Here is a 7,159-nt window from a genome sequence, read left to right as displayed (position 1 = left end):
ATCCCGTCTTTGACAGTTAAATAGGAAAAAAGAGTGGAACCCATTGGTATCAGTGGATTTTCACTCTTTTTAAAATGTTGTATGGAATATCTAATTTGATATTTTTTTGATTTTTTTATTTAGTTCTTTGGGCTGATAATATTCCTTGTCCAATTCTAATCCAAATGTTTCATTCAAAGCATCACATAGTGTACTTCCTGTATAAGTTGCCTGATAGTACAGATCATGATTATTGACCACATTCATATTTTTTAAGTTTTCAATGATTTCTCCGGTAGTAAAATGTCTGCCTTTTTGATTTAATTTTACTTCCATTATCCTTTGAATGAGCAATGCCGTATAACATGTCATAAAATGTGCTATGATACGATCATTTTTTCGATGATTTATAGGTCTTGCTTTGAAATTTGTTTTTAAAACTCTAAAACAATCTTCTATCCTATATCTCTGCGAATTGATCTCAATTATTTTTTTTGCTTCGTTTTCTGCATCCAGATTTGTAGCGATGGCATAGAAACCATCATACATCTCTTCTTTTTTTATCATCTCTTCATCAATATAATATTTATTCTTTTCATTTTTTACTTTTTTAATGAATCTTTTTGGATCGTTTTGATTCTTTTTTAAATCTTCGACCTTATTATTTTTTATAAGTCTTTGAGCACGTTCTATTTGACTGTTGCGAATATGCCTTTGATATTCCATCGCTTTTCTGGAAAAAGTAATGATGACATATTGTTTCAGTTCACCTTTGACTTTTTTTGTTCCTGTTTTTCCTGTAGAAGTCACATATTCTTCTGTAAGTCCTAAATCAACAGCCTTATCTGCACTGATCACTTTATACAGGATATCATTGTATAGATGGAGATTGTCTTCATCATTTTTATCAAATTCGTGCATTTCCTTTAGTGTCATAGGCAAGTCGTTGGATAAAAGCTTATAGTCACAATCATTAAATACTGCTTCCTGTAAAGGTTTCGACAGTTTCTTTATGGACTGTGTGACTATAAAGGCTCTGCTTCCAAAAGAATTGAACTTTCTAATATCATAGGAACCAAGTCCTGCATCAGCGCAATAGATAAGTTTTTTATCTTTGAAAGATCTTATCATTTTCTCTTCGGTTGAAGTGGCACACAACTGTTCGTTTTGATTTCCTGGATTGATACACATTGATAAAGGAATTCCCTGTGCATCAATGAACAGTCCCATTTGAACGATTGGAGTTGGCTGATGCTGTTTGGAAATCCCGTACTTTCTCAACATGTAAAAGATTTCACCAGTAACTTCATCGATATAATCCTCATCTGCAGTTTCAATTTCAAAATAATAGTTTGTACAGTCAAAATAACATACAGATGTATCTCTTGGAATGATGTTATTGCTTGCCTCATACAAATGGGAAATGTATTCATCAAAGTGTTTGGCCAAAAGCGATAGGAATCTAAGAGAAGATTCATAGAGATAGTGCGGCTGTTCATAATATATATGAAGATGATCATAGATTCCCAGTTTCGAACGAGGATCAAGTATTCGAGAGATGGTAAGAAATCTGTTTATGAGATCAGCATCATAATCGACCCTGGTTTGCGAAACAATATTGTTCAGAAAATCTTTGATCTTCAAATCATGATAGATAGACTGGATAAAGAAATAGCCAATATTGATATTTTTTGAATGGGCAACAGTATCCATTGAAGAAGGAAGCTTTTTAGAAAAATCGATATTGACATCTATAGAAATTTTATTGGCTTTATATTCTTCATTGAATTTAGCGACTTCCTGTTTTGCATATTCAAGAGGATCGTCAGTAATTTTAAGAAGGTCATTGTGTTTTCCAATAGTTTTAATGTTGCGGGTAGTCGTTTTCTTGCCGTTTCTGATACCCTGTTGAATAAAATAAGTTGGATTTTTAGAACGTCTGTCATAGTAAAGCTTCATGAAAATCATCTCCTAGAGACATTATACCACCATATACAACACCATACAACATTTAAAATGATAAAATTTGACAGTAAAAAAACTCAAAAAACCTATATGGAATAAGCGCTTTGAGCATATCTATATTCGTATGGAAGTTACATAACTGTCAAAAACCCGAGGAAGGGGAATTATAAAATTCCTCTTTTTTTTGTTATCTGTTAAGCTAAAGAGATGTTGATATTGTCAAAATAATGAATTTGACATATAATATACTTGTGCGCAAAAACACATTTAGTATACATAGTAAGCGAAAAAAGAAGCGCTATGTAAACATTTATTTTAATATTTTAAACAACCGCTAAACGACGGGAGTTTGTAAAGTAGATATTTATCTATTTGAAAATAATTAATCGTTTAAAAGAATGTGCATAGAAAAATGGAGGGTGAGTTATGCCAAATATAAGTATCGCCACTATTTTATCCTATGTTCTAGCTATCGTTGTTGGAATTCTTATTTATTTTGTGTATGCCAAACTAAATATTTCAAAAGCTAATGTAAGTGCTCAAAAGATTATCGATGATGCAACTAGTAAAGCAGATAATCTTGTTAAAGAAGCTATCTTAGATGCTAAAACGCAAGCTTATGAATTAAAATTAGAAGCAGAAAAAGAAATTAAAGAACAAAAACAAGAAATTACTGAACTTGAAAATAGACTTTCAGAACGTGAAAAAGGAATTGAACGAAGAGATATAGCTGTTCAAGGTAAAGAAGACGTTCTTGAACAAAGAGTTAAACAATTGGATATTAAAGAAGCTGGAATAGATAAATTAGAGGCTGAATTAAAAAATAAAATTGATTCAAAAGTTGTCGAATTAGAAAAAGTTGCAGCAATGTCAGCAAGAGAAGCTAAAGAAGAATTGTTCAAACAAGTTGAACAACAAATTTCTTTAGAAATGTCTGCTTACATAAAAGAACAAGAAGAAGAAGCAAAAAGTAAAGCTGCTGATATGTCGAGAGATATTATCGCTAATGCGATTAATCGTTATGCTCAAGAAGAAGTTACTGAAAGAACAGTAACTGTTGTAGATCTTCCAAGTGAAGAAATGAAAGGGCGTATTATTGGACGTGAAGGTCGTAATATTAAAGCAATCGAACAAGCAACAGGTGCTGATTTAATTATTGATGATACACCAGAAGCAATTACAATTTCTTGCTTTGATCCAGTAAGAAGAGAAATTGCACGTTTATCATTAGAAACTTTAATTAGAGATGGTCGTATTCAACCAGGAAGAATTGAAGAAGTTGTTGATAAAACAAGAAAAGAATTAGATGAAGTTATTCGTAAAACAGGTGAAAATGCGATCTTTGAATTAGGAATTTCTCGTATTGATAAAGAAATTGTTAAACAAATTGGTAAATTAAAATATCGTACAAGTTATGGTCAAAATGCACTTCAACATTCATTAGAAGTTGCTCATTTAGCAGGAATTATGGCTGCTGAATTAGGATTAAATCAACAATTGGCTAAACGTGCTGGTTTATTACATGATATTGGTAAAGCAATGGATCATGAAATGGAAGGAAGCCATGTTGAATTAGGTGCTAAATTTGCGAAAAAACATGGAGAACATCCTACAGTTATTAATGCAATTGCTTCACATCATGGAGATGTGCCAGCAACAAGTGTTATTTCTATTTTAGTGGCTGCTGCTGATACATTATCAGCTGCTAGACCAGGAAGTCGTAGTGAAACAATTGAAAATTATATTCAAAGACTTGAAAAACTTGAAGAAATGGCTAAAAGTTTTGATGGTGTTGATCGTGTTTATGCAATTCAAGCTGGTCGTGAAATTCGTATCGTGGTTAAACCTGATAAAGTGGACGATCTAGCAAGTCATAAGATTGCACGTGATATTAAGACAAAGATTGAAGAAGAGTTAACTTATCCAGGACATATTAAAGTCACTGTTATAAGAGAAATTCGTGCAAGCGAAATTGCAAAATAAAAGGGAAATCAATTCCCTTTTTTTTTATATATGTTAAAATACCTTTATGAAATGAGGATAGAAAATGAAAGTTTTATTTATAGGAGATGTCGTTGGAAATGTAGGACGACAAATGATAGAAGATTATCTTTATCGTGTTAGAAAAGATTACCAAATTGATTTTGTAATTGCTAATGTTGAAAATGCTACACATGGTAAAGGATTAAATAGAAAACATTATGATTTCTTTACTTTTGAAGGTGTTGATTGTATGACAATGGGAAATCATACTTTTGATAAAAGAGAACTTTTTGATTTTATTGATGAAGCTGATCGTTTAGTTGTTCCTTTTAATCAACCAAGTATTTTACCAGGTGTTCATTCAAGAGTATTTAATGTTAAAGGAACAAAGATTAGAGTTACTAATGCTTTAGGATGTGTTTTTATGGATAACCGTTATTCTAATCCTTTTGATCAAATCGATGATTATTTAAATCTTGAACAAGATATTCATATTATTGATATTCATGCAGAAGCAACAAGTGAAAAAATAGGTTTAGCTTATTATTGTAAAGATAAAGTACAAGCTGTTTTAGGAACACATACACATGTACAAACAGCAGATGAAAGAATCATTGATGGACAAGTAGCATTTATTTCTGATGCAGGAATGACAGGCCCTTATTTAAGTTCTTTAGGGTGTGATTTAGATAGTGTTATTACACGTATGAGAGGTTTAAGTTCTAAATTTTTAATTTCTGAAAATTCAGGACAGTTTGCAGGTGTTGTTATTGAATTTAATGATAAACATCAACCTATTTCTATTGAAAGAGTTTTGATCAATGATGATCATCCTTATCAAGCATCTTAGGATGCTTTTTTTTGTTATTTTTTTAATTTTGATTCATATAGTGAAGTAGGAGGCAAAAATATGGAAATGATTAAAGTATCTTCAACTTCTGTTCCTAATCATGTTGCAGGAGCAATAGCATCATTAATGAGGGAACAAGATAAACTGATGATTCAAACAATTGGTGCAGCAGCTCTTAATCAAGCAATTAAATCAATTGCGATTGCTAGAGGATATATTATACCTACAGGAAAAGAGCTTATCTGTATTCCTTCTTTTCATGATTTAATGGTCGATGATAAAAGGATTACTGCCTTAAGACTTGTAATAGAATTACGTTAATTTTTAATGAAAAGGGTTTCTTTTTTTAAAAATTCATTGTATAATACTGACATGTAAATGGAGGTTTTTTAAAATGGCAAAATGTAAATTATTAATGCAAACAGGACAAGTTCAAAAAATTATTGATTTCTTTGATGGATATTCAGATGATAAAGTATCATGTAAATATATTAAAAAAGTAGGAATCAAAGCTGAATTTGAATGTGAAACTGAATTATCACCTGAAGAAGCAGCAGGTCATTGTAAAGGAGTATTTAAAGGAACTCCAGAAGGTAAAGTATTATACTTCTCAATTCAACCAGACGGATTCTTTGGATAAGATAAAAATGATAAGGACTGATAAGTCAATGTCATTAAGTTAAGGTGGCATTGTACAAAAGACAGTTCTATTTATGTTAAGTTAAGGACAGACATATTTCTATGTTCTGTTCTTTTTGTTTTATCCTAAATAATTTGGTTTATTATCTTATTTTTGACGCACTTTAAAAGAACCAGTGTCTAGGCTCAAAAAAATTTGTGATATCTAGAAAAAATTATGTTAGAATAACTCTGTCAACTTGTTCTATTATTTAACGCTCTTGGTGATTGTCGTTTTATAGAACGTTGAACGTTTCTATCTGGCCTTGATGGGGTCAGATATTTTTTTATGTTTCTGATCAGGATGGATTCTTTTATTTGATTACGAAAATAGTTTCTTATGTTGGTCAATGCTGATCTTACATTGATGTTGTATATGTACTTTGTCTTTTTAATCTCCATCTTCTTTTTTATATTTTGAATGATCAAATTTGCATAGTTATAAAATAAAATTGATGCGTATATTTCCTGCTGTATATGCTGCCTTTTTTTACAATGGAAATAAAGCATGCCAACTGCGTATTTGAGATAATAGAATGCCGTTTCTTCATTCCATCTAAGATGGTAAAGATCTTTGAAATCACTTAATTTGAATTCATTTTCATCAAGATTGGTAACCAATGTTTCATATTTATCACCAGCTATTTTAAATCTTATGATTCTAAAACTAAGATCATAGAAACGATTACAGGCATCGAGATAATCAAAAACAGAAGTTGAAGGAACAAATACAAATTGATTGTTTTCATTTTTCTTGACTTCATTTGTTTGTACATTTGTAAGCGTACGAGTAACAGTAATATCAAATATTTCATCGGGTAGGGATAGAGATGTCAAAATTCCTTTTTTCGTATCGATATCCTTAACTCTGAATACAAATTTTTGATTACTTTCAATACAATGAGCCATGAGATTGTAACTTTCATAGTTTCTATCAGCTGTAATAATTGAATTTTCAGGATAATTACGGTGATTGATAAAATCAATCAGTGCGCTTACTTCACTTTTTTTGGTTGGCAGATCAATTCTTGATTCCCAAAATACATGATTGATACAGTCATACAAGGCATTCAGATGATATTGACAAACAATAGAATCCTGACCATAAGAGATTTGAGTATCATCCTGTAAAAAGGGCAGATTGATATCGGAACCATCCTGTGCAAGAATATAGTAACCATTCAATGTGGACAGATTATCAATGGAAGAAAGAAATCTTCTGTTGATAGATTTAAAAATTTCAGGGTACAACAGGTCACGGCGTTGTGAAACAGCAGATACTGATGGGATATCAGTATCTGAAGAAGTAAAATAATCAGAAACTTCACTTGGCAAAGAGTGAGCCTGCAAACCTAAAATAAATTTAATAAGTGTCTTGGGAGTAAGAATACGGCTTCTGGTAAAATTAGAAACCGGATCAACACAAAAACATCCAATAGACTCTACAGTAGAATCGATAACATCATCCAAGCGACGAGAAATCCACTTTGGGGAATAGTAGGCAATTTTAGTATTTTTATTTGACATAGATAATATCCTCCTTTGAAAAATACACCTACTAAAAAGGGCTTATAATGAATATAAAGAATATTCATTATAAGCCGCACAAAATCAAAGTCATGTCAATAGATAAAAAAAAGAACCCCCATATTTTATAAAATATAGAAATTCTCTTAAAAAAGTCTTAACTTAATGACATTGACT

The 7,159-nt window shown here is 31.1% G+C and carries 6 protein-coding genes; 4 read left to right on the top strand and 2 right to left on the bottom strand.

Annotated elements, in window-relative coordinates; translation table 11 throughout:
* Nucleotides 1-90: 90 nt before the first annotated feature.
* Nucleotides 91-1,938: an IS1634 family transposase gene (locus tag ACLVEP_RS10185; protein WP_412582585.1), complete on the bottom strand. Its 1,848-nt coding sequence runs from the start codon at nt 1,936-1,938 to the stop codon at nt 91-93.
* Nucleotides 1,939-2,370: 432 nt separating this feature from the next.
* Between ACLVEP_RS10185 and rny the strand changes: the two genes are divergently transcribed.
* From rny to ACLVEP_RS10165, 4 genes are all read left to right on the top strand, one after another.
* Nucleotides 2,371-3,927: a ribonuclease Y gene (rny, locus tag ACLVEP_RS10180; protein WP_318000447.1), complete on the top strand. Its 1,557-nt coding sequence runs from the start codon at nt 2,371-2,373 to the stop codon at nt 3,925-3,927.
* Nucleotides 3,928-3,991: 64 nt separating this feature from the next.
* The gene (locus ACLVEP_RS10175) at nt 3,992-4,777 is read left to right on the top strand and encodes a TIGR00282 family metallophosphoesterase (RefSeq protein ID WP_412584618.1); all 786 of its coding nucleotides are present in this window, start codon (nt 3,992-3,994) and stop codon (nt 4,775-4,777) included.
* A gap of 60 nt (nt 4,778-4,837) precedes the next feature.
* Nucleotides 4,838-5,098 (top strand): stage V sporulation protein S, encoded by a 261-nt coding sequence (locus ACLVEP_RS10170; protein ID WP_412584616.1) that lies wholly within the window; start codon nt 4,838-4,840, stop codon nt 5,096-5,098.
* A 73-nt stretch (nt 5,099-5,171) separates the two neighbouring features.
* Nucleotides 5,172-5,417 carry a hypothetical protein gene (locus ACLVEP_RS10165; protein ID WP_032089556.1) on the top strand — a complete coding sequence of 82 codons (246 nt, stop codon included), beginning with the start codon at nt 5,172-5,174 and terminating at the stop codon, nt 5,415-5,417.
* Nucleotides 5,418-5,650: 233 nt separating this feature from the next.
* On the opposite strand, the gene ACLVEP_RS10160 is transcribed toward ACLVEP_RS10165, so the two are convergent.
* Nucleotides 5,651-6,982 (bottom strand): IS4 family transposase, encoded by a 1,332-nt coding sequence (locus tag ACLVEP_RS10160; RefSeq protein WP_412582691.1) that lies wholly within the window; start codon nt 6,980-6,982, stop codon nt 5,651-5,653.
* Between the last annotated feature and the right edge of the window lie 177 nt (nt 6,983-7,159).

Source organism: Faecalibacillus sp. (genome assembly GCF_047023275.1).
Lineage (GTDB): Bacteria > Bacillota_I > Bacilli_A > Erysipelotrichales > Coprobacillaceae > Faecalibacillus.
This window is presented reverse-complemented; position numbering and strand designations above follow the sequence as displayed.